Source organism: Syntrophobacter fumaroxidans MPOB, from assembly GCF_000014965.1.
GTDB lineage: Bacteria > Desulfobacterota > Syntrophobacteria > Syntrophobacterales > Syntrophobacteraceae > Syntrophobacter > Syntrophobacter fumaroxidans.
In genome coordinates this window covers 4,870,760-4,895,580 of record NC_008554.1, presented here as the reverse complement: position 1 = coordinate 4,895,580, position 24,821 = coordinate 4,870,760, and the positions used below count along the sequence as shown (strand labels likewise).

General features: G+C 62.2%; 18 protein-coding genes. 8 read left to right on the top strand and 10 right to left on the bottom strand.

Annotated features, from left to right (window positions below):
• The first annotated feature begins 780 nt into the window (after nucleotides 1-780).
• From SFUM_RS22215 to SFUM_RS20735, 4 genes are all read left to right on the top strand, one after another.
• Nucleotides 781-2,022 carry a PP2C family protein-serine/threonine phosphatase gene (locus SFUM_RS22215; protein ID WP_011700806.1) on the top strand — a complete coding sequence of 414 codons (1,242 nt, stop codon included), beginning with the start codon at nucleotides 781-783 and terminating at the stop codon, nucleotides 2,020-2,022.
• A gap of 319 nt (nucleotides 2,023-2,341) precedes the next feature.
• On the top strand, nucleotides 2,342-2,611 hold the full coding sequence (locus SFUM_RS20745) for a hypothetical protein (RefSeq protein ID WP_208597083.1): 270 nt from the start codon (nucleotides 2,342-2,344) through the stop codon (nucleotides 2,609-2,611).
• 23 nt (nucleotides 2,612-2,634) lie between these two features.
• Nucleotides 2,635-4,377 carry an FAD-dependent oxidoreductase gene (locus SFUM_RS20740; protein WP_011700804.1) on the top strand — a complete coding sequence of 581 codons (1,743 nt, stop codon included), beginning with the start codon at nucleotides 2,635-2,637 and terminating at the stop codon, nucleotides 4,375-4,377.
• Entirely contained in the window at nucleotides 4,355-5,686 is a 1,332-nt protein-coding gene (locus tag SFUM_RS20735) for a BPL-N domain-containing protein (RefSeq protein ID WP_041441178.1), read from the top strand. The genes SFUM_RS20740 and SFUM_RS20735 overlap by 23 nt, the downstream gene beginning before the upstream one ends.
• 47 nt (nucleotides 5,687-5,733) lie before the next feature.
• Here the strand turns inward: SFUM_RS20735 and SFUM_RS20730 are convergent, their stop codons facing one another.
• Nucleotides 5,734-6,777 carry a DUF933 domain-containing protein gene (locus SFUM_RS20730; RefSeq protein WP_011700802.1) on the bottom strand — a complete coding sequence of 348 codons (1,044 nt, stop codon included), beginning with the start codon at nucleotides 6,775-6,777 and terminating at the stop codon, nucleotides 5,734-5,736.
• Between the two features lie 327 nt (nucleotides 6,778-7,104).
• Here SFUM_RS20730 and SFUM_RS20725 point away from each other — a divergent pair, with 327 nt between their 5' ends.
• The 3 genes from SFUM_RS20725 (at nucleotide 7,105) to ettA (ending at nucleotide 13,245) form a co-directional block, all read left to right on the top strand.
• A complete protein-coding gene (locus SFUM_RS20725) occupies nucleotides 7,105-8,649 on the top strand; it encodes a hypothetical protein (protein WP_041441176.1) in 1,545 nt (514 codons plus the stop codon).
• An 884-nt stretch (nucleotides 8,650-9,533) separates the two neighbouring features.
• The gene (locus SFUM_RS20715; RefSeq protein WP_011700799.1) at nucleotides 9,534-10,541 is read left to right on the top strand and encodes a zinc-ribbon domain-containing protein; all 1,008 of its coding nucleotides are present in this window, start codon (nucleotides 9,534-9,536) and stop codon (nucleotides 10,539-10,541) included.
• Between the two features lie 1,018 nt (nucleotides 10,542-11,559).
• Nucleotides 11,560-13,245, top strand: a complete 1,686-nt coding sequence (gene ettA / locus SFUM_RS20710) for an energy-dependent translational throttle protein EttA (RefSeq protein ID WP_011700798.1) — start codon at nucleotides 11,560-11,562, stop codon at nucleotides 13,243-13,245.
• Between the two features lie 46 nt (nucleotides 13,246-13,291).
• On the opposite strand, the gene SFUM_RS20705 is transcribed toward ettA, so the two are convergent.
• Nucleotides 13,292-14,374, bottom strand: coding sequence for a KamA family radical SAM protein (locus SFUM_RS20705; RefSeq protein WP_011700797.1), 1,083 nt, complete (start codon nucleotides 14,372-14,374; stop codon nucleotides 13,292-13,294).
• A gap of 363 nt (nucleotides 14,375-14,737) precedes the next feature.
• On the opposite strand from SFUM_RS20705, the gene SFUM_RS20700 reads away from it, so the two are divergent.
• Nucleotides 14,738-15,976 carry an AmpG family muropeptide MFS transporter gene (locus SFUM_RS20700; RefSeq protein ID WP_011700796.1) on the top strand — a complete coding sequence of 413 codons (1,239 nt, stop codon included), beginning with the start codon at nucleotides 14,738-14,740 and terminating at the stop codon, nucleotides 15,974-15,976.
• Nucleotides 15,977-16,058: 82 nt separating this feature from the next.
• On the opposite strand, the gene SFUM_RS20695 is transcribed toward SFUM_RS20700, so the two are convergent.
• The 8 genes from SFUM_RS20695 to SFUM_RS20660 form a co-directional block, all read right to left on the bottom strand.
• The gene (locus SFUM_RS20695; protein ID WP_011700795.1) at nucleotides 16,059-17,198 is read right to left on the bottom strand and encodes a radical SAM protein; all 1,140 of its coding nucleotides are present in this window, start codon (nucleotides 17,196-17,198) and stop codon (nucleotides 16,059-16,061) included.
• 44 nt (nucleotides 17,199-17,242) lie between these two features.
• Nucleotides 17,243-18,253, bottom strand: a complete 1,011-nt coding sequence (gene hypE, locus SFUM_RS20690; protein WP_011700794.1) for a hydrogenase expression/formation protein HypE — start codon at nucleotides 18,251-18,253, stop codon at nucleotides 17,243-17,245.
• A gap of 144 nt (nucleotides 18,254-18,397) precedes the next feature.
• Nucleotides 18,398-19,480, bottom strand: coding sequence for a hydrogenase formation protein HypD (hypD, locus tag SFUM_RS20685; RefSeq protein ID WP_011700793.1), 1,083 nt, complete (start codon nucleotides 19,478-19,480; stop codon nucleotides 18,398-18,400).
• Nucleotides 19,481-19,836: 356 nt separating this feature from the next.
• Nucleotides 19,837-22,149 carry a carbamoyltransferase HypF gene (gene hypF, locus SFUM_RS20680; RefSeq protein WP_011700792.1) on the bottom strand — a complete coding sequence of 771 codons (2,313 nt, stop codon included), beginning with the start codon at nucleotides 22,147-22,149 and terminating at the stop codon, nucleotides 19,837-19,839.
• 57 nt (nucleotides 22,150-22,206) lie between these two features.
• A complete protein-coding gene (gene hypB, locus SFUM_RS20675) occupies nucleotides 22,207-22,884 on the bottom strand; it encodes a hydrogenase nickel incorporation protein HypB (protein ID WP_011700791.1) in 678 nt (225 codons plus the stop codon).
• Nucleotides 22,871-23,236: a hydrogenase maturation nickel metallochaperone HypA gene (gene hypA / locus SFUM_RS20670; RefSeq protein WP_011700790.1), complete on the bottom strand. Its 366-nt coding sequence runs from the start codon at nucleotides 23,234-23,236 to the stop codon at nucleotides 22,871-22,873. The genes hypB and hypA overlap by 14 nt, the downstream gene beginning before the upstream one ends.
• Before the next feature lie 410 nt (nucleotides 23,237-23,646).
• On the bottom strand, nucleotides 23,647-24,546 hold the full coding sequence (locus SFUM_RS20665; RefSeq protein ID WP_041441170.1) for a hypothetical protein: 900 nt from the start codon (nucleotides 24,544-24,546) through the stop codon (nucleotides 23,647-23,649).
• A 58-nt stretch (nucleotides 24,547-24,604) separates the two neighbouring features.
• On the bottom strand, nucleotides 24,605-24,820 hold the full coding sequence (locus SFUM_RS20660; protein WP_041441168.1) for a hypothetical protein: 216 nt from the start codon (nucleotides 24,818-24,820) through the stop codon (nucleotides 24,605-24,607).
• Between the last annotated feature and the right edge of the window lies 1 nt (nucleotide 24,821).

Genomic DNA, 24,821 nt, shown 5'->3' with positions numbered 1-24,821 from the left:
CTGCCAGGGACATCGATTCCTCCTGGTCCGGCACCTTTGGCAGGCGGTTTCGTCTGAAGGCCGACAAGGAGGCACGACAGCTCATCCGGCCCTGGAGAAGGTTTGTACGGGAAATCGGATGGCGACGGCGCAGCTGGGATGGAGAATCGTCGCGGAGGAGAAGCCCTTCGGGAGTGGTGCGGAATCGGGAACGCCCGCCTGACCGATAGGTTCCCAAGGCACCGCGTCGGGTTTCGATATCGGCAAAACCCGTCATCCGCCGGACCTGGAGCAGTCAGTGGATTCGCGAAGTCCATTCATGCAGCGAATTGGTTCAGCGTGCATACACAGCGCCTCAAGCGGATACTCGATCTATTATCTCAGCAGAAGAAAGGATGCAAGGAGATTGTGCCTGATCCATTTTAAATATCATGAAATTTCATGCATTTACCTCTTCCTTGCTTTCTTCTTGGAGCAGTTCCCGAATTCCGCGGTGATGGGCGGAAATCTTGTTGAGTCCCGCTCGGCTATCAGCTAATAATACTTGTGTCACGACTCGCTATGCATTCCGGTTATCCTTGGGTAACGGCCTTCTCCCCTCGCACCGGATGCGCCGCGGGCGCTTTTTTCAGTTTGTATCCCCGCCGAAACCAGGAATGCCGGTTTGAAATCGGGGGAGTAGACCGCAAATCGGTCGAACACCCGGCCGGTGTGCAAGCCCCCTTAGCAACCACTCGAACCTCCTGCAGAAAGGGTCGCGGTGCAGTCTTGCCGCCCCGGCTCCAGAAGACGAGGAACCCTTTGGAAGCGACCATCCTCTCCAGAATACCGATATTCTCATCCCTTCGTCCCGAAGAGATCAAGCATTTGCTGGACCGCCTCCGGCCGGTGCAGCTCAAGGCGGGTGAAGTGCTTTTCAACGAGGGCGACCCCGGAGAATGTTTCTATGTCATTCTCGAGGGGCGGGTCGAAGTCAGAAAGGCCATGGGAACGCCCGACGAGCGGCTGCTCAACGTCCGGGGGCCGGGAGACTACATCGGTGAAATGAGCCTCCTCGACCCGGATGGATTGCGAACGGCCAGTATCGTCGGCGCCACCGAAACCCGCCTGCTGCTCATGGAACGCGGGGATTTCGAATTCCTTCTCAACCGGAGACCGGCCATCGGCCAGGAAATCGCGCGCACTCTCAGCCTGCGCCTGCGCGACACGGACAATGCCATTATTCGCGATCTGCAGGAGAAGAATCGTCAACTGAACGAGGCTTATGAAAACCTGAAGGCGGCCCAGGCGCAGATCATCGAGAAGGAACGGCTGGAACGCGAACTGCAGGTCGCCCTGGAAATCCAGATGAGCATGCTCCCTCGCGAGCTGCCTTCAGTTCCCGGATATGAGCTTGGAGCGAGAATGGCCCCGGCGCGCGTCATTGGGGGAGACTTCTTCGATTTCGTTTCACTGGATGAAGATCACTTGGGTATTGCCATTGGCGATGTCTCCGACAAAGGCATCCCCGCGGCAATCTTCATGGCGATGACTCGCAGCCTGATGCGCTCCGAGGCAAGACGGAGCGAATCCCCCAGAAAGGCGTTGAAGGGTGTCAACCGGCACCTGTTGGAGATGAACGATGCCGGGATGTTCGTAACGGTGCTCTATGGCGTCTTGAACCGGGTCACCGGCAAGTTCGACTATGCCCGGGCCGGGCATACGTTGCCCATGATCTGCCGTGGCGGCGAAGCCGTCCTGACACCGCCGCCGGGATTGGGTCAACCTCTGGCGGTCTTCCCCACTCCCGCACTGGACAAGCAGACCATCACACTCGTTCCCGGGGATGTCATGCTTATTTTTACCGACGGGGTTACCGACGCCGTGGATTCGGAAGGGAATCTGTTCGGCCTTGAAGGGCTGGAAAAGGTCTTGGCGGCATCGTATCATCGAACTGCCCAAGGCATCTGCGACGGGTTGATAGAGACCTTGACGTCGTACCAAAGCGGACAGTTCCAAAACGACGACATCACGCTGGTCACCGTTCGCAGGCTGCCTTTGTGAGGCTCGGCCCGTCTCAATCCCTCGCCGGTTGCCCTCGGGTTGTCATGGAACGCACTGCCCCGATCCCGCCGCCGATTCCTTCGTGATTCCGCGGCCGTCCGCCGATGTGTGAATCAATGCAGCCCCCGGAATATTCCGCGTTCCGCGATGATCGGTGGAATGGCCACAAGCATCGTGTTATCTTAAAAATCTGAGGAAATACTTGTGCCTGGAATGGAGGGGCCCATGGGCTTGTGAACTCCCGGGCCCACCGCGGTTCTCGCGGCTTGAAGGTCGTTCCGGCAGCCTCATAACAGGGTTCGGGACGGGACCGGAAGAAATGGGAGCTCTTGGAGAGACCATCTGGATTTGGGATGCGAGGATGGAGAACACGATCGGCAAGGACATGAGAAAGACGGGCAGGTGGCGCCGCGCGAAAAAATACGTTTGTGAGCTGTGCAGCCGGGAGCAGCTTTTTTGCTGGACCTGTCCCTGCGGGTTTATGATCTGCCCGGACTGCATGGAAGAGAACTTCTGGGGCATGACCTGCAACGGCATCAACTGGACCTGTCCCGAGTGCGGTGCCATACGCCCTTTCGGGAATGACTGAACGAAATGTGAAGGTGCAATGAAATGAACGCGAAGCGAGTTGTCGTTATCGGGGCCGTCGCGCTCGGGCCCAAGGTGGCCTGCCGCCTGAAGAGGCTTCATCCGGAGTCGGACGTGGTGATGGTCGATCAGGACGAGTACATTTCCTACGGCGGATGCGGCATTCCCTATTTTATCTCCGGGGACGTGAGCGACGTCAAGGAACTGATGAGCACGAGTTACCACATGGAGCGCACGCCCCGGTTCTTCGAAGATGCCAAGGGGGTCCGGGTCCGCACCCGCACCCGCGCCCTGTCCATCGACCGCAAGGCGAAAACGGTCCGCGTGAAGGACCTTCGTTCGGGACTGGAAGAGGACCTGCCCTACGATCGGCTCGTACTGGCCACGGGCAGCGAACCCAATCGCCTCTCCATTCCCGGCGTCGACCTGCCTGAAGTGATCGGCGTGTCCAACATCGCATCGGCCATAGCGGTCAAGGAAAGGATCGCCAAAGGACAGGTGAACAAGGCGCTCATCATCGGCGCGGGCGCCATCGGCTGTGAAATGGCGGAAGCGTTGAGCGATCTCTGGGGCATTGAAACCACCGTGGTGGAGATCGCCGACCAGGTCCTTCCGATCGTTCTCGACCGGGGTCTGGCGCGCATGGTGCAAAAGCACATGGAGGAGAAGGGCGTTTCGATTCGGCTGCGGGAAACGGTAAAAGCCATTCGCCGCAACGGTGGAACGTCCGCGTTGACGGTGGCCACCTCACAAGGAGAAATCGAAGCGGACCTGGTGATCGCTTCGATCGGTGTCCGCCCGAAGTCAAACCTGGCCCGGGAAGCGGGGCTGGTGACCTCACCGCGCGGGGCCGTCGTGGTCAATCGCCGCTTGCAGACTTCGGACCCGGACATCTATGCGGGAGGCGATTGCATCGAAGTTCTGCACCTCGTCACGGGCAAGCCGGTTTTCTTTCCCCAGGGCTCTCTCGCCAATCGTCAGGGTAGAGTGATCGGCACCAACCTAGCCGGGGGATTCGCCACTTTCAACGGCGTGGTCGGAAGTTTCTCGATCAAGATCTTCGATCTGGCCGTCGCTTCCACGGGAATACCGCTGCACACAGCCCTTAACGAGGGATTCGACGCCGCCCGGGCACTCGTCGTCCAGGCGGATCGCGCTCACTTCTATCCCACCCAGGATCTGATGTACCTCGAGGTGATCGCCGACCGCAAGACACGCCGGGTGCTGGGCGCGCAGGGGATCGCCCGCAACGGCGACGCGCTCACGGGAAGAATCAACGCCATCGCCGCCATGCTCCCCTACCGACCGCTGCTCGAAGACCTGGCGAATATGGAAGTGGCCTATTCGCCGCCCTTCGCCTCCGCGCTGGACATCGTGAATGCTGCGGCAAACACCGCGGAGAACATCCTCGACGGCATCAACCGGCCCGTCGACCCGGAAGAATTCGAGAAATGCTTCCTCGATGCGCAAGCCGACGACGCCGTTTGCCTCGACGTGCGGGGCCCGGCCAACGCGGCCCCGTTCGTGGCGTATTTCGGAGAGCGGTGGCTGAACGTTCCCCAGGAAACCTTGAAACAACGCATGGCGGAGGTTCCCCGGGACAAACGGCTGTTCGTCCTCTGCAATTCGGGAGCCCGGTCGTACGAAGCCTTGCGGCAGCTTGAAACGGCCGGTCTGTGCGAGGCCGTCAACGTTCAAGGGGGAGTGGCCGCCCTCAAGAAATCGGGGTTGTTGGAACTGGATCATGAAGAAGACACAACGGAGTGATTCCCGCGCCGCCGGATTCCCTCCCTGGCGAGGCGCTCCGGTGGCGTTGCTCTGGGACCAGTCCATGGTCTGGGGGCTGATCTGCGTCGAGACGCTCAATCGGCTCGGAGTGTCCCACCACGTCCTCGGCGCATCCGATGTTGCCGCGGGGGCCCTTGGCGGTTACCACACCCTGCTGGTGCCGGGCGGCTGGGCCTCCCACAAGGTGAAGGCCCTCGAAGGCGCCGGAAAGGAACGGATCGGGGAGTTTATCGCAGCAGGCGGGGGCTACCTGGGGTTTTGCGGCGGCGCGGGCCTGGCCCTCTCCAGTCCCCCCGCCCTGGGCTTGGTTCCAATCGAAAGGATGCCGGTCAGGGAGCGGCTCCCCAGCGCGAGTGGGGGCGTCTGGATTCGATCCGAAACCGCTCACCCGGCATGGAAGGGTCTGCCGCAAACCATCCCGGTTTCGATCTGGTGGCCATCTCAGTTCAAATGGCAAGCGACGGCTGAATCCCTGTGTCTCGCCTCCTACTGGAAAGCGGGGAACGATTTCTGCGTGGCGGATCTGACGGTGACGGACATGAAAAACGAAGCCGTTTCATGGCCGCGCTGGGAACGATCCTACGGAATCAACCTCGATCCCGGCCGCCTTCTCGGGCATCCCGCCATCGTCGAGGTCCGACGGGGCAGAGGCAGACTCGTCCTGTCCTATCCGCACCTGGAAACACCGGGGGATCTTTGGGGCAACCGGCTCTTTCACAATCTGCTGGTTTTCCTCGACCTCGAAGCATCGCGGGACTCCGGCCCGAAGAGCCCGCCCGAAGCTCCTGCGGCGCGGTTCTCCGCCCCGCCGGGCAAGGGGGCGCTCCGGCTGCTGCAGAGCGCCAAGGAGTCCGCCGAAGCCCTTATCGAGTTCGGAGAGCGGCACCTCTTCTGGCGATGGCGAACCGACTGGCTGCTCAACTGGCGCCGGGGGATCCGAGGACTGGAATACGGCAGCATGGCCGTTGCCCTCCGGTCGCTCTTCGCGGAGGCGTCCCGATCCCCGGGAATCCCGGACGATCCCGATCCATGGGAAGAACCCGCGGGGCGCCTTGAGAGCCAGGTGCGCTCCTTCTGCACCCTTGCCCGGCGTCTCCTCCTTGAAGAAAAACGTGCCGCGCAGAACCGCGTCCTCACCAAGCTCGGCACTATCGACAAGACCGTTGACGAGCTGAGGGGACATCTTTTCGGGCGCAGGATGGATCACGGCGGAGTGTGCCGGGACCTGTTCGACGGGGTGGACGACCTCCTTCTTCAGGCGCTGCGATTGAACGGCCAACCGGGATGACGGATTGCGGCCGGCGCTGAATCCAGGCGTGCGATCACGCCCGTGGATCAGACATTGAACCGAAAGTGGATGACGTCCCCGTCCTGAACCTTGTAGGTTTTCCCCTCAAGCCGAACGACGCCCGATTTGCGGGCCGCCGCGTAATCGCCGGCTCGACGCAGATCCTCGAAAGCAACCACTTCCGCGCGGATGAATCCCCTCTGGATGTCGGAATGCACCGCGCCTGCGGCTTCGAGTGCGGGGAGGTCCCGGGTGATGGTCCATGCCTTCACTTCGTCCTCGCCCACGGTCAGGAACGTGGCGAGGCGAAGCAGACTGTAGGAGTGCTGGATGATTCGCGTGAGGGCCGATTCGGCAATGCCGAAATCCTTCCGGAACGCCTCGGCTTCCGATTCGGGCAACTGGGCCATCTCCATCTCGAGTTTTCCCCTCACCACCATGGCTTCGGCCGATACGACGGGGAAGGCCGGCAGGACGTCGTCTTCATCCGCATTGTTCACGATCACCAGCAGGGGCCTTGCCGACAGGAAGCCGAATCCCTTGAGCTCGGGCACACCGGCGAGATCCGGCCTGGTCCGAAGAGGTTTTTCGGCATTGAGGACTTCGGCGCAGTCCGCCAGGAGCTCCTTTTCCGGCCCCTGGATCCGCTTGCCCCGCTTTTCCTCCATTGCCAGCTTCTCGAGGCGTTTTTCGATGGTGGCCAGGTCCGCGATCAGGAATTCGTCCTCGAGCTCTTTCAGATCCCGCGCCACGTTCGGTTCTCCCAGGGCATCATCGGGGAAATTGCGCGCCACCAGGAGGAAGGCATCCATGGCCCGCATGTGCGCGAGCAGGTGGGCCATGTACTCGTGCTTGTTTTCGACCACCCCGGGCATACCCTGAAGGTCCATGTAGGTGACCTGGGCGTAGGTGCTCTTCTTAGGCCTGTAGAGCCCGGTCAGCCAATCCACCCGGACGTCGGGAAGGGGGACGACCCCAAGCACGGGCACCATGTGGCCTCCGGGCGGAACGGATTCGCCGCTTCGCTGGGTCAGCGCATTGAAAATCGTGGTCTTGCCGGATCTCCCCAGTCCGATGATTCCCAGTTTCATTCAAACCCCTCCCCTTGTATGGTATATTATGACGGACTGCCGGGTCCCTGCGTTCCCGATCGCTTCCCGGGTAAGCCGCGAAGGGCTTCCCCGTTCGAAAAAGCCCGGCCGCTCGTTCCCGGTTCGCATGCAGCTTGTGGAACATACTGAACCCGATCCGAAACGTCAACGTTCACCCGCCGACCGGATCGATGTTCGCGTCTCTTCTCACGGACGCCAGCCGGGTCGGGGCATGTGGAACGCCGACGGCGAGGTCGGAAGATGCCTGACGGTACCGGAACAACCATTGCCACCCCCTCCCCGCGGTTACGCACCGGACCGTCGAGCTTGGACAGGCTTGTCCGGTTTCTCGATCCGGACGAGTTTCGCGCGGTCTGCGTCATCGACTGTCTTTGCGCCCGGCTGCCCCCTCCCAACGACCCGCCAGTCCATGGATTCCTTGCCGAGTGGCTGCGCACCGCCGCCCGCGGCGATACAGCCCTCAAACACTGGGTCGTGGAGCATTTCGTCGCCTCGAGCCTTCGCGCGGAGGCGTTCGACTCCGCCCGCAGCCTTGCGGACCGGTACCTGAAACGGGGATTCTGGGGCGCCGTGTGGGTTCCGGACGGCTTCGCCCCGGGGAAGGTCCCCGAATGTCCCCCGGTCCTGTTCGGCTTCGGCTCCCTTTTCGCCGCGTCCGGGTGGGCGGCATTCTTCAACTCGCGCAAGGAAAGGCTGCCCTCGCCCGAGAGCACATGGCTCAAAGCCGTCAGGGAACTCCTGCCCGCGGTCGTCTCCAAAGGTGTCGGCCTCGCATCGAGCCTGGGGACCCTGACTTATGACCTGGCGGCGGCGTATGCGGTACGCCGCGGCGTCCCCCTGCTGCTCGTCGCCGCCGCCGGCGTCGAAGCCTCCCGGAAAGGCATGGAGGCATTCGCCGGTCGCTCTCATGAAGGAATCGGCGTCGCGTGCATGCTCTCCGGTCGCTGTGGTCCGAAAGCCCGCCGCATGGCATGCCGCGATCGGCTATTGGCGCTGCTCTCCGACCTCCACGTCATCATCGAAATCCGGTCCGGCGGAAACCTCCTGAAAACCCTCCTCGACCAGCAGTTCTTGCAGCCGCGTGCCCGGTGGATCGTCATGCCTCCCGCCTGGCAGGCCGCCAACGCGGGCAATTTCCAGCTCGCAGGGGAATGCATTCACCGGGTGCAGCGCATTTCCGTCGCGCCCCCCGTAACCGTCGCCGCGACCGGCTTGCCGAATCGCGCGGGGAAACGCCGTCGCCTCCTCTCCCGGGACCTGCGCAGGGATGAATACGTCTATCACTACACCCGTTCCTGCCCCGGTCCCTGGCCCGGCCAGTCCCGTGGGGACTATCTCCGGAGCCTCCTGGAACGGGAGCCGGGTTCAGGTCACAGCGCTTTGGACACCCTCTCGCGGATTCTCGCCGAAGGCCGGATAAGGGGGAGCACCCGCCTCGTCCGCGGCACGGATCCCGTGGTTTCCTGGTCCGCCCGGACGCCGTGGGAGCTGATGTCCATCCGTCACTGGAGCCGCGCGCTGATCCGTTGGACGTTCGAACCCTATGGGATCGCGGTCCGCAAGACCTCCGTAAGGAACCGGGGAGGCAAGCCGGCAGTGTACGTCGCGGCACGATTCCATCAGAGACTCGCGCTGGAAGACCGCCATCGTTTTCAGCGCCACGAACCGCCGTCCTGTGCGTGGAAGCACGAGCGGGAATGGCGGACCGAAGGCGACTTCGAACTGACGGGCCTCGGCGAGGATGAAGCCTTCATCTTCGTCCCCGACAGCCGGGATGCGGACACACTCCAGGCGCGCGTTTCAGCGACTCTGCCGGTCCTGGTTCCGGATGCCGCTCCCGATCCGAAATAGGAACATTCGCCCGAGATGGGCCGGTTGGCAGTGCAAATCCCTTCAATCCTTTCTGCTCGCACGGTGCGAGAACCTCACCGAAGCTTTCATCGGTCTTTGCTTGATGTTTTTCATAATCCGTAAGATAGTCACACGGCGGATCGGTTCAATCCCGGCTGCGAACATTACGAAATGCGTCACCGCACGCCCTCGCGGATTTCCTTTGCTTCCCGTGCGGCATCCGACGGACCGCGGCGGTTCCGGCGGTGACAAATTTTGACCGTCCGGTGTCAATTTTGCGCACTTCGCGCTCGCGCGCTCGACCGAGGAGTCTGCGGACGCCGCATTCCAACCGGCTTTTCCGCCGGGAAACACCGAAATGACGCTTCGGGGATCGCCGGAACGTCCCTTCTTGGAACCGTCGTTCGGGCAATGCTTCAGTTTCGGAAATATCCATGATTATTCATGCGGTTACGATTTATCAAGTATGATGGTCGCGAACAAGAACACGCGCCGGGCGGCTCTTTTCCGATTCGAACCGGTGATACCGGACGTCCGCCGCCCGAATTTGAAGAAAATATAGCGAAAAAATACTGTTGGGCACACTTCATGAATACGATTTAATGATAAGGTACATACCTTGTTGCCGGCGACACGCGCTCCCTAAACGGGATGGTTTGCCGGGTGCCGTAACCGATCAGTTGCTCGGAAACAGTTTGGGAACTCGTGAAAGGTTCCCTTGCAGTGATGTGGATGTAGGGACAGGTGATTGGGCGTGTCCCCGCGCAGGTGAGTTTTCATGCCCAAGGAATCTTCAGGCGTGAGCCGGCGACTGGCGGAACTTCAGTCGGCGGCTTTTTGGGCCGCAGACTTCAGCTCTGCCCGGCTGAGACAGAGGATGGAAAATGATCGTACGATGCCCCCAGTGCAACAGAGAGTACAACGTGGATGAGCGGCTCCTTTCTCCGAAAGGCGCGATGGGCAAATGCAAACCATGTGGAATACGGTTCAAGATCGAACCTCCGGGGGGGAGTGAGCAGGAGGTCACCTGTCCCAAGTGCGGATTCAAGCAGGTGGGAGGAACCGAATGCCGAACCTGCGGCGCGATGTTCGACAAGCTGACCACGGAATCGGCAAGTGAACCCGCACCGGGTGCCGGATCGTTTACGGCTTCCGAACGGAAGCCCGGGGAGAGCTTCGGAGCTCCACCGCCCCTGCGGCCTCTGACGCCTCAGGCACCGCAACTGCGAAGCGCTGCGGGAGCGGGCGGGTCCGAATTCGTCATCGGGGAGGCGATCAGTTTCGGGTGGCAAACCGTCAAGGCAAACATGGGGTTCTTCGTTCTGTTGACGCTTGCGACCATCGTCATAGAGATGATACCGGGAATCTTCCAGGGCATTATCGCGGGAAATTCCATTCTGCTCATCCTGATTTTCTGGGTCATTTCCATGGTCGTGCAGGGAATCGTCACCATGGGATACGTGAGCATCTGCCTGGCTTTTGCGGACGGGCGGAAGGCGGGGTTCGAACAGCTTTTCAGTTGCACCCCTCTTGTCTTGAGCTACGTTATCGCGACGATCATCTGCAGCCTGGCCGTGGGTATCGGTTTTATGCTGCTCATCGTCCCGGGAGTCATTTTCATCATCAAGCTCATGTTCTATACTTTCGCCATCGTGGACAAGAACATGGGACCTATCGAGTCCCTGAGCGCCAGCTGGAACATGACCAGGGACGTCAAGATGGACCTGCTGCTCCTGTTGCTCCTGCTCCTCGTGATCAACATCATCGGCGCCATTCCTCTCGGACTGGGTTTGCTGATCACCGTTCCCGTATCGTCCCTGGCATGTTCATATGTGTACCGCAGGTTGCAGCGGCGGATTGAAGGACCCGCCGCCGCGGGCTTTGCGGCATAGACCGGCGAATTCCGGGGGGCGTTCCGTAGCGCCGGAACGCCTCCCCGAAAGGTGCAGACCTCAAAGTCGGTCGGAGACCCGGGGGCCTCCCCAGGATTTCGCCCCACCGCATGTCCCGGGTCGGGACGCCGGGCGCGCACGGAATTTCAGCCGGGCGGCGCGGCGACGCGAGCGGGAAGCCGCGAGCTCCGTCGGTCCGGAATACCCCGCCCGCGCTTCAAATCTCGCCCGGTTCATTCCGACACGGCACACGGCGTCATTGTGCGGAAAGCTTACTCCATAAGACGACCGGTTCCATTTCCCGGGGGCGCCTCGCCGAACTTTGTCGTTTTGCCGCATTCAGGTTTGATCAAATCAAAGCAAATATGATACCTAAGACTTTACGGCCATCCGAAAGCGGTCCCCGGGCATGTCGGCACCGCCGTGGGCGGGACGCCCGCGCCGGGCCGTGTCCTGCGGCCTGCGGTTCCCGCCCCCATTGCGGGGCCGATCGTCCGAAAACCGTTTTCTTGGAGCCAATCCCCCATTTCTTCTTTTGCGGCGGGTCCCGCGCACCGATGGAGTAGAGAGGACGGGGTTGCGCCCGAAGCCGGAAGCTGGTCGCCGCAGAGTCGACAACGTACCTGAGCGCGAAGGAGGCACGTATGACAAAGGCTCAAGACACCAAGAAAGACGCCAAGAAACAGCCCACCAAGACTCTCAAGGAGAAGAGGGAAGCCAAGAAAGCCAAAAAAACGTCCAAAGGTGCAAAATAGCATCCGCACGAGGCGCCTTCCGGGATGCAGGCAAGCTTTGCCAGACCGTTCGTCCGGCAATGGAGGCCGCGCCGTCGTCCCGGGAAACCCTCCATCAGCCCAGAGCGTCGCTCCGGCGTGAGCCGGGGTGACGATCGGGGCGAATGGGGCGGCGCTCCAGCGTGCCCGCCCATTCCACACCTTGCGAAACAGTTGGATTCTCCCGCTGTTTTGAGCCAAGGTGTTGTGTTCACGACGAATCTTCTCGGAGACCGGAATACTCGATGAGCAACGAACCGAACAAAGTCATTTACTCCATGGTGGGAGTGAGCAAGTACTACGACAAGCGACCCATCCTCAAGGACATTTATCTCTCGTATTTCTATGGAGCGAAAATCGGCGTCCTCGGCCTCAACGGCTCGGGCAAGACCTCCCTGCTGCGCATCCTCGCCGGGGTCGACAGGGAGTTCAACGGCAAAACCGTTCTCTCGCCCGGCTACAGTGTCGGCTACCTGGAACAGGAGCCGCTCATCGATTCCTCGAAGACCGTGAAGGAAGTCGTCGAGGAAGGGGTGCAGGAAGCCGTCGACCTGATGAATGAATACAACGGCATCAACGAGCAATTCGCCAATCCCATGTCGGATGACGAGATGGACCAGCTCATCCGGCGGCAGGCCGAAGTGCAGGAAAAGCTCGACGCCATGGACGCATGGGACATGGATTCCCGGCTGGATATGGCGATGGACGCGCTCCGCTGCCCGCCCGGCGATACCCTCGTCCGGATCCTCTCGGGCGGCGAACGTCGGCGCGTTGCGCTTTGCCGCCTGCTCCTCCAAAAACCCGATATCCTGCTCCTCGACGAGCCCACGAATCACCTCGACGCGGAAACCGTGGCCTGGCTCGAACACCACCTCCAGCAGTATCCCGGTACCATCATCGCGGTGACTCACGACCGTTACTTCCTTGACAACGTGGCGGGCTGGATCCTCGAACTGGATCGTGGCGAAGGCATCCCCTGGAAAGGAAACTATTCTTCCTGGCTGGAACAGAAACGGGTCCGCCTGCAGCAGGAGGAGAAGGCGGAGAGCGAGCGCCGCAAGACCATGGAACGGGAACTGGAATGGATCCGCATGTCGCCCAAGGGGCGTCACGCCAAGTCCAGGGCCAGGATCAACTCGTACGAAATGCTCTTGCAACAGGACAATGAAAAACGGGCCCGCGAGCTCGAAATCTACATCCCGCCCGGCCCGAGGCTGGGGGACGTGGTCATCGAGGCCGCCGACGTCAGTAAGGCTTACGGGGACAGACTGCTCGTCGAAGGCATGAGCTTCACCCTGCCGCCGGGGGGCATCATCGGAGTGATCGGCCCCAATGGAGCCGGCAAAACGACCTTGTTCAGAATGATCACCGGCGCCGAACAGCCGGATTCCGGCACCATCCGGCTCGGCGAAACCGTCAAGCTCGCCTACGTGGAACAGACCCGCGACGTTCTGGATCCCGAGAAGAACATCTGGGAAGTCATCTCCGAGGGCCGGGACACCATTGAGCTCGGTACCCGCCAGGTGAATTCGCGCGCCTATACGGCCCGTTTCGGTTTCTCCGGAACGGACCAGCAGAAAAAGGTGGGGCTGCTTTCCGGCGGAGAGCGCAACCGGGTCCACCTTGCCCGGATTCTCAAGGAGGGGGCCAACGTCATTCTCCTGGATGAACCGACCAACGACCTCGACGTAAATACCATGCGGGCATTGGAGGACGCCCTGGAGAACTTTGCGGGCTGTGCCGTCATTATCAGCCACGACCGGTGGTTTCTCGACCGGATCGTGACGCACATCCTGGCCTTCGAAGGGGACAGCTCGGTCGTCTGGTTCGACGGCAACTACTCCGAATACGAAGCGGATCGCAAGGCACGCCTGGGAGCCGCAGCCGTCCAACCTCACCGGATCAGGTATCGCAGGCTGACCCGGGCCTAGAGGCGGCGCTTTTGCCTCCAGGGTTGAACGGGTGCGGGCTCTGCGCTCAAACGCGAACCATCCCAAGCACTTCCCTCATCTCCCGGGCTTCCTCTTCCCGGACGGGATACCTGCAGGGCGCTCCCTGGTAACTCCGGAACACCACGTGATCTTCGCCAATGTGCTCGATGCGGTTGGGCACCAGAGGCACTTTGCCGAGTCCGCCCGGCAGGTCGACCACCAACTGCGGCACGGCCATGCCCGAGATGCGGTTGCGCAAGCGGGCGACGATCTCCAACCCGCGGCTCAAGGGGGTCCTGAAATGGGCGGTCCCCCGCGTCAGGTCCATTTGCATGAGATAGTAGGGACGCACCCGCAGACCGAGCAGGGTCTGGAACAATTCGCCCAAAACGTGCGCGTCGTCGTTCACGTCACGCAGGAGCACGGTCTGGCTGCCCAAAGGAATCCCGGCGTCGGCAAGCAGGGCGCAGGCCCTGCGGGACTCCTCCGTGATTTCCCGAGGGTGATTGAAGTGGATGTTCAGAAACAGCGGGTGATGTCGCGCCAGCATAGTCGCAAGCTCGCCCGTGACGCGCTCCGGCAGAGCGCACGGAACGCGGGTGCCGATGCGCAGAACGGCGACGTGCGGTATGTGCCGCAGCTCCCCAAGGATCGTCTCCAGCCTGGATGGATCGAGGAGGAGCGGGTCTCCGCCGGAGAGCAGCACATCGTTCACCTGCGGGTTCTCGCGGATGTACCTGAGGCCGTCGCGCAGCAATTCCCCGGTCATGGGGAGCGGCGAGCTCCACCGTCGCTTGCGGGTGCAGAACCGGCAGTGAAGCGCGCATTCGTGGGAAACCAGCCAAAGCACGCGATTCGGATAGCGGTGAACCAGGTTCGGCACGGGTGAGAGTGCCTCCTCGGCCAGAGGGTCCTGCAGACCGGCGTCATCCGACAGTTCCATGGCGTCGGGCATGACCTGACGCCACAGCGGATCGCCCGTTTGCCGAATGAGGCCCTGGTAGTATTCGTTGGTGCGAAAGGGATACCGCCGAACCACCTCGGAGAGGGCCGCGCCGTCGGCCCCCGGGTCCCGACTCAATGCCTGCAAAGTGGAGATGATTCCGCAACTCTTCATGACCTTCCGCATTCCTCGTTTCCCTGATCGCTCAGCCGTTCCGGCGGCTTCGAGAGAGCGCCCGGGCGCCGACGTCCGGCAGCCTTCCCCCTGCAAAGCCATTGCTTCCGGCCAAGCCGCCCCTTCGCCCCCGCACATCCTTTAACCCTTTTTGTTTGTCACGCCAATGAATATCCGATAGAGTGCGATACCCGGCGCCCCGAACCGAAAGATCTCGACACGCCGGTCACGGATGAATACCGCCGGGAGCCGGGGCGATGGAAAGAGCGGGCATCTTCGATCGCGTCGGCCCGCGGTGCCGTTGGGACTTCGTCTCGAGCGGGGACGGGAAGCACGATCGCAATGCGGAGAAACAGCTCCGGCGAGGAATGAGGAATGAAGGACTGGGTCAAGGTCTACGGGAACCGGCGGGTGCTGAGCCTTCTGGGCCTGGGGTTTTCTTCCGGACTGCCGCTGGCCCTGACCGCATCGACCCTGCAGGCCTGGATGGCCACGGAGAAGGTGGACCTCCGCGTCATCGGGATCTTTTCGCTGGTGGGCCTGCCCTATACCGTCAAGGTGTTGTGGGCGCCTCTGATGGACCGATTCACGCCACCGCTGATGGGCCGGCGCAGGGGCTGGATCGTGATCACCCAGGTTCTGCTGGCTCTTGGAATACTCGCCATCGGCCTGTCTTCCCCATCCGCCGCCCCGTGGCTCACCGCGTTTCTGGCGTTGGGCATCGCTTTCTTCAGCGCCAGCCAGGACATCGTCATCGATGCATACCGGGCGGACGTCCTGCGCGAAAAGGAACTGGGAGCCGGCGCCGCCACGACGGTGGTCGGATACCGTATCGCGTTGCTCATTTCGGGCGCCCTGGCCCTGATCATTTCCGATTTTATCCCGTGGCACACGGTCTACGCCCTGATGGCGGCTCTTATGCTCCTGAGCACGACATTCACCGTCGTGGCTCCGGAGCCGGCCGAGGCGGTCGTACCGCCCCGGAGTCTCAAGGAAGCCGTGTGGGGTCCCCTGGTGTCCTATTTCAGGCGTTCCGGCGCCGTCGAAATGCTTTGCTTCATCATGCTGTACAAGCTCGGGGATGCCATGGCGGGAGCCCTGACGACGCCGTTCCTGCTGGACATCGGCTTCAGCAGAACCGACGTCGGGACGGTCAACAAATTCTTCGGCCTGATCAGCACCATCCTGGGCACCCTGGTCGGGGGCAGTATCATCGCCAAGATCGGCATCAACCGGTCCCTGTGGATTTTCGCCTTTCTCCAGGCCATTCCCCACCTTTCCTTCTCAGCCCTCGCCCTGGTGGGAAAGAACTATCCGCTCATGGTTGCCGCCATCGGGATCGAGAACCTCACCGGGGGGATGGGAACGGCGGCTTTCGTGGCCTTCATGATGAGCCTGTGCGACAAGCGGTTCACCGCGACCCAGTATGCGCTCCTCACTAGTTTCATGGCTTTGACCCGCGTTCTTGCCGGGGTCCCCACCGGATTCATCGTCCAGTCCCTGGGGTGGGCGATGTTTTTCGCCGTGAGCATGCTGGGTGCCGTGCCGGGCATCCTGCTCTTGCCCCGGTTCGCCCCATGGAACGCCAGGGAGCGTCGCGTCGAGCTCGCGTGAACGGGAGAGGTCCGGCGAGCCCGTCTTATTCTTTCCTGAGGGAACCTCTTGAATCCGTTCGGGAGATTATTCTTTTCACCGGTCAGTGAACGAAGTGCACGTTCCCCAGCCTGACACGCCTGAGGCCCGCGCGTCGGGCGGCAGCCATGCACGCGTCCGCCTGGGCGCGCGAGGTGCAGGGAAAGTCTTCCATAAAGAACTGCGGAGCGAATGCCAGGAGTGCGTAGGGAATGTCGGGATTGAGGCGGGCGATGAACGATGCGAGGCCGGCGACCTCTTCTTCTTCCACGTAGCCGGGGACCATAACCGTGCTTGCGATGAGCAACGGGGGATCGGGTCTCAACGGGACCCACTCGGCAAGCCGGGCGAAATTCTCCAGCACCCGTCGATTGTCGCACCCGCACAGCGCCCTGTGAATCCTGGGGTTCCAGGCCTTGAGATCCACCTTCACGCACCCGCCGGTCTCCATCGATATCCGCGCCATCGGTTCCAGCCAGGACGGGTCCATGCTTCCGTTGGTTTCCCAGCAAATCCTGAGGATACCCCCGGGGCGCTCCCGGCGAGCCGCTTCAGAAACCAGGAGGGCATAAGGGAGCTGGGGAGTGGGATCGCCGCCGAAAAAGCAGATGCAGCTCGTCCGGTCGGTCACCGCCCCGGTCAGTGAATTCACGGAATGCCACGCCCGCCTCGTTCCGGCGGTTTTCTTGAACGACCAGTTCTGGCAGTAGAGGCAGTTGAAGTTGCAGGCTTCGAAGAACACCGCCAGATTGTAGTACCCGACCTCGGTGCAACGGTCATTGGCGAACTCGGGATAGCCGGCCCCGGTTCCGCCGGGACAAACCCAGTCGGCGACGCAATTGGTGGGCAGGGGATCATAGTAGAAAGAGAGCCTGGCATGGGTACGGCCGTCGTTGTGAATGCTTGCGCTCGAACCGCTGCGTATTCCACAATACCCGGTATCCTCCCGGCCTATGCGGCACCGCCGGTAGCACAGATCGCAAGCGAATCCGCCGGGGTCTCCCGGCGCCCGAAGAGGCAGATTGAACACCTCCCTCGAACCCGCATGGATGGCTTCGAGCCTTGGCCGGCAGTCCTTCCAGCGCCTCCGGACGCAGTCGGGGCACACTTCGATGCCGCTTCCCACGCCGGACATGTCGCCGCCGCATACCGCGCACCTGGCATCGTTCTTCTCGAATTTCCGGGATTTCCTGGTAAACATCATGACTCAGCACTGCAGATCATTGTTCGCGACGGCACGCAAACCGACTAACATATCCTGGGAAGCTGCTCGCCGCGCAGCATGTCAACCAGCCGGTGACCGCCGATGCGGGTACGCATGAACACCCTTCCCGGATCGTCGGCCACCACCTCCCCGATGCGCCGCGCATCCTTTCCCAGAGGATGCTCCCTCATTGCGGCAAGCGCCGTTTCCGCCCCCTCGGGCGGCACGATCGCCAGCACTTTGCCTTCATTGGCCACGTAGAGGGGATCGAGGCCCAGGATTTCACAGGCGCCGGCAACGTCTTCACGAATCGGCAGAGCCTCCTCGAAAAGACGGACGCCCACATCCGACTGGGCGGCAATTTCATTCAGAGTCGTGGCCACTCCGCCGCGAGTCGGATCCCGCAGCACGTGAATTCCAGGGAAGGCATCGAGCATTTTCCAGACGAGGCCATTCAACGACGCCGAATCGCTCCGGATTTCGTTTTCAAACGCGAGCCCCTCCCTTTTGCAGAGCACGGCCATCCCGTGGTCTCCGATGGAGCCGTTGATCAAAACGGCGTCTCCGGCCCGGGCGTTCTGGCCGGCCACCTGGATCCCGGCGGGCACGACCCCGATTCCGGACGTGTTGATGAACACCTTGTCCGCCTTACCCCTGGGCACCACCTTGGTGTCTCCGGCGACGATCAGGACCCCGGCCTCGCGCGCGGCGCACGACATGGCCTCCACCACCTGTTCCAGCGTCTCGATGGAAAGCCCCTCCTCCAGTATGAATCCCACGGTGAGATAAAGCGGCTTCGCTCCACGCATGCAAAGGTCGTTGACCGTGCCGTGAACGGCGAGACTGCCGATGTTGCCGCCGGGAAACACTATGGGATCCACAACGTAGGAATCCGTCGTGAGAGCGATTCTGCCGTTTTCAACGTTGACCAGCGCGCTGTCGTTCAGCTCGAGCAGGAAATCGTTGCGGAACGCCCTTATGAAAAGCTCTCCCACTAGTTCGTGTGTGGCGCGCCCGCCGCTCCCCTGGTCCAATTGGATCGTTTTCGCCTGCATGTGTCACCCGCCCCCCGTCAACTGTCCGGCCCCGGCCGAACGTCCTGCACTCCGCCATCCAACCGCCGATCGCCGCCGTTATTTTCCCCTCGTTCGTCCGAAGCCCGACCCTTTCCTCCCGCGGGCCGCCGGGACGGCAGCGCATCAAGAGAACCGGTAATAGGCCCCGCACGTTCCTTCGCTGGAAACCATGCATGGTCCCTTGGGGTCCTGGGGAGTGCACACCTTTCGAAAGAGGCCGCATTCCGGCGGCGTCATCACCCCCCGCAACACCTCGCCGCAACGGCATCCGGCGTGTTCACGGACCTGGATCGCGGGCATTGAAAAACGCGAGCCCGCATCGAACTCCCGCCACCGCTCACGGATCCTGAGGCCGCTGCGCGGAATCACTCCCAGACCGCGCCAGGTGCAGTCCACCGGTTCGAATATTTCATCGATCAGGCGCCTCGCCGCAACGTTTCCCTCCCAGCTGACCGCGCGCCGGTACTGGTTCGCCACCTCCGCCTTACCGCTCTCGATCTGTTCGACCAGCATGCCGATCCCCTGGAGGAGGTCGAGCGGCTCAAAACCCGTGACCACACAGGGAATACGATAGTTGTCCACCACTTCCTGGTAGGCGCAGGCCCCGATCACCGTGCTGACGTGCCCGGGGCAGATGAAGCCGTTGATCTTAAGATCTTCGGCTTCCAGGAGCGCTCTCATGGCAGGAGGCAGAAGCTTGTGAGCCGAAAAGACCGAAAAATTCTCCAAACCCTGCGCCGCGGCCGTTCGGACGGCCGCGGCCACCGTCGGGGCCGTCGTCTCGAAACCGATCCCGACGAACACCACCTGGCGATCCGGATGCTCCCGGGCAATCCGGACTGCGTCGAGGCTGCCGTAAACGATCCGTACATCCGCGCCCTTGCTGCGCTCCACGTGCAATGACGAGGAGGAACCGGGAACCCGGAGCAGGTCCCCGAACGTGGTGATGGTCACCCCCGGTTGCTGCGCCAGCCAGACGCTCCGGTCGATGTCCTCGTTGGCCGTGACGCAAACCGGACAGCCCGGTCCGCTGATAAGTTGGATGCGCGCCGGGAGCAATTGCCTCAAACCCGAGCGAAATATGGCCACGGTGTGTGTTCCGCAGATTTCCATCAGCCGGGCGTCCCGATCGAAACGCCTCCTGCGCAGGGATTCGATAAGGGTCCTGGCCAGTTCGGGGTCTCTGTATTCATCGAGGTATTTCATTCCATAATGCTCCCGGTTTGCGGCTCATGACCGCCGACGAAGAAAATGATAACCCGCTTTTTCCGGCATTGGCAATGGCTTGAAATCCCATGGCCGGACTATCAGGAAACCGACCGAACCTCCATCGGGCAGGCCGGGTCCCGAGAGCGACAGTGTTTGGAGCACAGCCGCCATCCGGCGTTTTCACCCAACGGCAACGCTTTCGTTGCGCCGTTGCGGCGTTGCGTGAGAAAAATACAAGGCTTGAGCTCCCTCCCGACGCCTTTTATCACCGGCAAAAAACCGGCTCTCACCCTCTCGCGGCGTTGCGTGATCGAAACAAAGAACACTTTGTCTCACGCCACGGCGCTACGTCTTCAGCGCCCACACATCAGCCGTTGCGCTCCGATATGGGCCTGCCCGAGGGCGATGCACGCGTCGTTGGCCGGCACCTCCACGTGACCGTACACTTCCAGTCCCAACCGCCCCAGTTTCTTCTCGAGGTGTTCCAGGAGGTATATGTTCTGGAAAACGCCCCCGCTCAACACCACGCGCTGAAGCCCCGTTCCCGCGCAGACTTTCGCCGCGGCATCGGCGAGAAGCTCCACCAGGCCGTTGTGGAAGCGGGCCGAGATTTTGCCGCGCGGGACGCGGGCCCGCACATCCGCAATCACCCGGAGGACCATGGGCAGAGGATCGATGATCCAGTCTTCCCCTTCGCGCCTCAATTCGCCTTCGTAGGCTCCCGAATCGGGCTCCATGCACTGTTCGAACTCGATTGCGGCCTGACCTTCATAGTTCACCGCATCGCGGACTCCGACCAACGCCGACACGGCATCGAAGAGGCGTCCGCAGGAGGACGTCAGGGGAGAATTGACCCCGCGCTCGAGCATCTGCAGCAGCACACTAACGCTCCGGGCAGGCCATCGGTTGGTGAAATCCCGGAAAGCCTCTTCCGGATGAGGATCGAGACAGCGCAGGTAGCTCAACGCCATCCGCCAGGGCTCCTTGATGGCCTTGCTCCCGCCGGGCATGGGCACCCGGTGGAAATGGGCCGGTCGTTCGAAACCCGTGCCTTCCACGCGCAGGATCTCGCCGCCCCAGACCGTGCCGTCGGTGCCGAAGCCCGTCCCGTCCAGCGCCAGCCCGATCGCCGGGCCGTCCAGGCGCCGTTCGGCCATCACGGAGGCGATATGGGCATGGTGATGCTGAACGGCCAGGAGACGCACGCCGGTCTGTCTCAGTGCCCACTGGGTATTGAGATAATCGGGGTGCAGGTCGTGGACGATGCATTCGGGTTCGACTTCGAGGATGCGTTTCAGGTGCGCGATGGTGTGTTCGAAGGATCGCAGAGTCTCGAGGTTTTCCAGATCGCCGATGTGCTGGCTCAGAAATGCTTCCCGTCCGCGGGTGAGACACACGGTGTTCTTGAGCTCGGCTCCCACGCCCAGTACGCAGGGCACGGGGTCGCGCAGGAAGACGGGCACGGGCACGTAGCCTCGAGCCCTTCTCATGGGCCGCGGCGCCCCGTCGAGCACCCGGGTGACCGAATCGTCGCAGCGCATGTAGATGTCCCGATCATGGAGCAGCAACAGGTCGGCGATGCCCCTGAGCCGTTCGCGCGCATCTTCGTTGGTCATCACGATGGGCTCGTCGCTCTGGTTGCCGCTGGTCATGACCAGGGCCCGGTAGGGAGCCCCGTCAAAGAGCAGGAAGTGCAGCGGGGTGTACGGCAGGAAAGCCCCCAGGCAGCGGTTGTGCGGAGCGACGCTGTCGGCGATGTCTCCCCGCCCCGCATCCCGGCGTCGCTCCAGGAGCACAATGGGCCGCTGCGGGCTCCCGAGCAGTCCCGCCTCGCGATCGCTCAGGCGACAGGTGGATTCCACGGTCTCCAAATCCGGAAACATGACCGCGAAGGGTTTGTCCTCCCGGATCTTGCGCCCCCTGAGACGACTCACGGCCGCCTCGTTCCCTGCGTCCACGGCGAGGTGGAACCCGCCCAGGCCTTTCACTGCAAGAATGGCCCCCTCCCCGAGGCGGCGGATCGCCTCGGCGACGGCGGCTTCGCGTTCTCCGAGCCGCTCGCCTGCGGTCGTCTCGAGCCACACCTGAGGTCCGCATTCCGGGCAGGCATTGGGCTGGGCGTGAAATCGCCGGTCCGTCGGATCCTCGTACTCCTTCGCGCAGGCGGGGCACATGGGAAACCGGGCCATGGTGGTCTTGTCGCGGTCGTAGGGGATGTCCTTGATGATCGTGTAGCGCGGTCCGCAATTGGTACAGTTGATGAAGGGGTAACGGAAACGGCGGTCTCCCGGATCGAGCAGCTCGCGCAGGCAGTCGCCGCAAGTGCACACGTCGGGCGCGATCAAGGTGGCGCGAACGTCGAGCGACCGGCTCTTCACGATCCGGAAAGGCTCCATGGGGGCATAGGAGCGCTCGGAAACATCCATTTCGACAATTCGGGCAAGGGGCGGCGCCTTCCTCGGCACGTCGTCCAGGAATGCCTCGACGTCACCGGATCGTCCCGCCGCCTCGATTTCCACGCCGTCCGACTGGTTGCACACCCAGCCACCCAACCGGTGCATCGTGGCCAGCTGATAAATGAACGGACGAAACCCGACGCCCTGGACGATGCCGCGTATCCGCACGAGCACCCGGCGGCGGCCTTCCCCGGACTCCGCCTCATCCACCGGAGCCTCCACGCCCCGCGGGCCGATATTCGCTTGCAGGGAGTTCTTCACGACCGGTCAGCCCGAACGCCGGGCTTTGCGTTCGCGGATCTTGTCCTGAAGCCATGCGAACCACGGCTGCAAGCCTTCGCCCGTGCGGCACGAAACTTCGAAAATCCGCTGAGCGCCGTTCAACTGGAGGGCCTGTTCCCGAATCTTGGCGGGATCGCAGTCGATGTACGGGAGAAGATCGATCTTGTTGACCAGGAGCACCGAGGAAAGCTGAAACATGAGCGGGTATTTCAAGGGCTTGTCGTCCCCTTCGGCAACGCTCAGGATCATGACCTTGTCGTGTTCTCCGAGATTGAATTCAGCGGGGCAGACCAGGTTCCCGACGTTTTCGATGATGAGCAGGTCGAGACCCTTCAGATCGATGGCTTCCAGCGCAATCTGGATCATGTTGCCGTCCAGGTGGCACCCGCCGTCGGTGTTGATCTGCACGGCCTGCACTCCCTTGCGCTGAATCCGCTCGGCATCGAACGAGGACTGCACGTCACCTTCGATCACGGCCATTTTCACCCGGCCGGCGAGCCCTTCGATGGTCCGCTCCAGGAGGGACGTCTTGCCGGCACCGGGTGAGCTCATGAGGTTGATCACATATATGCCCGCCTCGTCGAACCGTCTCCGATTTTCCGCCGCCAGCCGTTCGTTGGCCTGAAGGATATTGCGAACCACGGGAACGTTAATCTGAGCCATCCTCTTCTCCTGTTTCCCCTTCAATGTTGACGATCGAGAGTTCTCTTCCGCTCACCAGGTCGGACACAGGGACGTCGCACCGAGGACACCTGAAAATTTGATCCCGGACCTCGAATTCAAGGCCGCATTCGCCGCACCGCGCAACGACCGGCAGGGTCACGATCTCGATCCGCGCCCCTTCGGCAATGCTGTCCCTGCTCACCAGCTCGAAACAAAACGTCAGGGCCTCCGGGACGACGGCGGCCATGGCGCCGACCTCCAGCTTGATCGCTCGCACGTTTGTGACGCCGTGCTTCAGGCTTTCTTCCATGACAATATCGAAAAGACTCTGCGCGATGGACAGTTCGTGCACGATAACTCCCCGCAGTTACGGGCAAAATGGAATCGATCAGGCTGCCGCCGAACCATAACACTCCGGGCGTCCGTTTGAAACAGATATTTGCCGGTCATCCCCGCCGGCCCGCCCCTCTTTACGCGGACTCCGCGCACGGCGTTCCGGGCCGCCAGGCATTTTTATAACCTATGGTGACTCTTTGGCAAGTCCGCAGACGACGGTTGGAGTGCGAAGACGACCGGGCGAGGCAGACGCATCCCCTGCCCCCGGTCGCGGGCATGGTGGGGGTGCCGACGGCTTTCCTGGTCCATAGCGACCTCGTGGGGGTCCGGAATGACGCGTGGGATCGAACGGCGGCGTGCCGACCTTTCGCCGGCCGGGAAAAGCCGGCGAGAAGCGGGTCGGGAAGTCTCGCGATCCGGCGGGAGTCAGCCCACCTGCCGGAGGAGAACGAAGTCGCGCAGCAAGGTGACGACACCGGGTGTCGGTGCGAAACGCAACTCGAAGCAGGGAATTTGCGCGACCAAGCGCTCGCAGGTGTCCAGTACTCCCGGCAGCCGATCCCTATCGTACCACGGGCAGGAAACCACGGGAAAAAGCCGTTTGAGCGCCTGCGCGGGGGACAACGGTTCCACGCGATGGGCCGAATCCCTGGCCAGGAAAAACAGCGCCCGAAGCTCCGCCCAGCCTCTCGCGGCCGCCCCCGCCTCGCCCGGCCAGGGTGTGCCGTAAGCACGCCACCGACCTTCCATCATGCGGAGCACGATCCGGTCGTCGCTCAGTGGTTTCGCTTCCGGAGCATTGGCGGCAATGATTCGGGCCATGGTGCTCTTCCCGGCCCCCGACATTCCCGCAAACACCAACCCCGCGCTGTCCAGGGAAAACCCCGCCGAATGAACAATGATGCCGCCGCGGCAAGCCATGTGGTTCATGAGCAGGATCTGGTCGAGCGGATAACGGACGGGATCGAACACAAGAGGCGGTTCCTCCGGCGCTCCAGGCATGACGTCGAGGCAGTGGACGCTCACCGTGCGCGTGCCGGAATCGGCCCGGACGAGGATGTGCTCCCGAGGCGGAAGTCCATTCCCGCTGAAGGAAAGAACGTAGCCCCCGTCCGCTCGATACATCTTCCACGTCTCGTCGTTGTCGAATACCTCTGGCAGTCCCTCGACACTTGGGGTCGAATCGGCAAAGACGTGTATCGAAATATCGCCGCGCGGACCGGTCCGGAGCCCCTCGAAATCGATAAACGGCCGATACGCGGGGTCGTCGGGGATCGCGATGCGGCAGCCGACGGCCGTAACCCGCACCTCGAGGCCGCCGATCACTTTCCGAACCTCACCAACTCTTGCCGGGGTTGGTGTGGGAACCGAGTCGGCCCGCCGGCTATGAACCGACACCGGAACAACTGCCTGCGCTGCAAGGCGAAGTGGTCGCCGCATACCCTCCGCTCACGGTCTTGCAGCCCGTGGCGAGAACTTCCCCGACGGTCAGATCGATGAAGGAGACGGTCGGTTTCTCATAAGCCTTCCTTGCCGGAGCGTCCCGGGCATCCGCTGGAAACGGCTGCCCGGGAGTCCGGCCGATCAAATCGTCTTTCATC